Here is a 2,290-nt window from a genome sequence, read left to right on the forward strand (position 1 = left end):
GTCCGCCTGTGACGAGGCTTGCGGGTCCCCACACTCCCACCGACAATATCTGTTGTCAAGACTCATGAAATTGTCGGTGCGTCGGCCTGCCGTACAGGCCGTGGACGACCGGCCGGGGGACACCGCACGGCGAGAGATGCACGGCGGGACAGGCGGCGATCACGATGCGAAGGTGACCGATGGCGATTCGGGCTCGGTCGCTCGGACCCCTGTCGGCTCGCGGCCTTATCCGTGTTCCAGCCGTTCAGCGAAGGAACGACAGACATGAGCTCTTCATCGACCATCACCGACGACGCGACGGCCGTGCGCGAGGTGCCGCGGCGCATCGTCGCCGCGTGGGCCCAGAACGACGCGGAGGCCTTCGCCGGGGTCTTCACCGAGGACGCCACGATGATCCTCCCCGGGGACATCTTCGTCAGCGGCCGCCAGGGGATCCGCGAGTTCATGACCATGGCGTACTCCGGCCCCTACAAGGGCACCCGGGTGGCCGGCGACCCGATCTCGGCGAAGTTCATCGGCAAGGACGCGGCCGTGCTCGTCACGCGTGGCGGTGTCCTCGCTCCCGGCGACGCCGAGGTCACGCCGGAGCGTGCCGTCCGGGCGACGTGGGTGCTGGCCAAGCAGGATGGGCAGTGGCTGATCACCGCCTACCAGAACACCCCCATCGGCGCGGCCTGACCCGCTCGCGCTCCCGCGGCCAGGCTCGCTGCGCCGTTCCCCGACATCCGGCAAAGAGACTCTTTCGCGGCATTCCGGAGGCTACCGAATGACGAGCAACACCGTCGGGAGTACCGACGACTTTTCGATCGAGGTCCCGGCCCACGAGGACTGGGAGGACATCTACCAGGTGTTCTCCGCGGGCATCAACATCGACGGCGACCCCCAGAGCCTGGAGGCCGAGCGCGAGCTGTTCGAGCCCGAGCGCTCGCTGGTCGTGCGGAGCGACGGCCGGATCGTCGCCACGCTGGGCGGCAACACCCGGCAGATCGCGGTTCCCGGCGCGGTGATCCCCGCCGCCCACGGCTGCCGGGGCGCGGTGTCCGCGACCGTCCGGCGCCAGGGCATCCTCACCCAGTTGATGCGCCGGCACTTCGAGGACGCGCGCGCCCTCGGCGAGGCCATCACCCTGTGCTGGGCCAGCGAAGGCCGCATCTACCACCGGTTCGGGTACGGCGTGGCGGTCCGGCGGCTCGCGCTCAACGTGAACTCGCGCGAGGTCACGCCTCCGCCGGGGACCCCTGCCGGAAGGGTCACCGAAGGCTCGCCGGCCGACCTCCGCGACGCCCTCGTCAAGATCTACGACCAGGTCTACGCCGAGCGCCCGGGATGGTCGGAGCGTACGGCCGCGCACTGGGACTACCGCCTGGCCGATCTCATGTCGCAGCGGGCGGGCGGCTCGGCGCTGCGGGCCGTCATCCACGAAGGCGACGACGGCATCGACGGCTACGCCCTGTGGCGGGTGCGGAGCTCCTGGTCGGGGACCGGCCCGCTAAGCACGGTGGACGTCGTCGAGCAGGTCTCCACGACCCCCGAGGCGTACGACGCGCTGTGGCGTTTCCTGCTCAAGGTCGACCTCACCCGCTACGTCTCGACGTGGTCGGTCTCGGTCGACGAGCCGCTGTTCTACTGGGTCGGCGAGGCGCGGCAACTGTCGGCGCACCTGTGCGACGGGCTCTACATCCGGGTCGTCGACGTCGCCAAGGCGCTGGCGTCGCGCCGGTACGCCACGGCCATCGACGTCGTCATCGACGTCACCGACGACTTCCTGCCGGTCAACACCGGAAAGTGGCGCCTGACCGGGTCGCCGGACTCGGCGTCCTGCGCGCCCACGACGGACGACGCGGACCTGGCGTTCGACATCCGGGCTCTCGGGGCCGTCTACATGGGCGGGGCGTCGCTGCAGGCGCTGGCCGGCGCCGGCCTGATCCGCGAGTTGCGTCCCGGCGCGCTCGCCGAGGCCGCCCCGGCATTCGGGTGGCACCAGCCGCCGTCCGCCTTCGAGATCTTCTGACGACGCGTCGCCGTTCGGTGGCCATACTCGGGGATCGAATCGGTGGCCGCCCGGGCGTTCCCGGCTTCGCCTCAAGGAGGATCATCGGCCCCGCGCGGAGCATCACTGCCCTGCGCGGGGCGTCCTCGCGTGTAGCGCGGCCGATCCCGGCGTCCGCCGCAGAGCATCCTCGGAGAAGACAGCCGGAACACGGCTGGTGCAGGTTAGTGTCGCCAGGCCCACGCCTTAGCGCGATCGACAGCCTGAGGCGCCCCAGGGCCTGGTAGCTCGTGATCAGAG

Annotated in this window: 2 protein-coding genes; both read left to right on the forward strand. The window is 70.5% G+C overall.

Translation table 11 applies throughout. From position 1 onward, the window contains the following. The first annotated feature begins 264 nt into the window (after positions 1-264). A complete protein-coding gene (locus tag N5079_RS34930; RefSeq protein ID WP_261588509.1) occupies positions 265-678 on the forward strand; it encodes an SgcJ/EcaC family oxidoreductase in 414 nt (137 codons plus the stop codon). Between the two features lie 88 nt (positions 679-766). Beyond that, entirely contained in the window at positions 767-2,011 is a 1,245-nt protein-coding gene (locus N5079_RS34935) for a GNAT family N-acetyltransferase (protein ID WP_261588510.1), read from the forward strand. The last annotated feature ends 279 nt before the right edge of the window (positions 2,012-2,290 follow it).

The organism is Planotetraspora sp. A-T 1434, from assembly GCF_025420585.1.
GTDB lineage: Bacteria > Actinomycetota > Actinomycetes > Streptosporangiales > Streptosporangiaceae > JAOEGB01.

Excerpts from the sequence above, each read along its gene's own strand:
- N5079_RS34935 (WP_261588510.1), top strand. The coding sequence starts at position 767 with ATGACGAGCAACACCGTCGGGAGTACCGACGACTTTTCGATCGAGGTC.
- N5079_RS34930 (WP_261588509.1), top strand. The coding sequence starts at position 265 with ATGAGCTCTTCATCGACCATCACCGACGACGCGACGGCCGTGCGCGAG.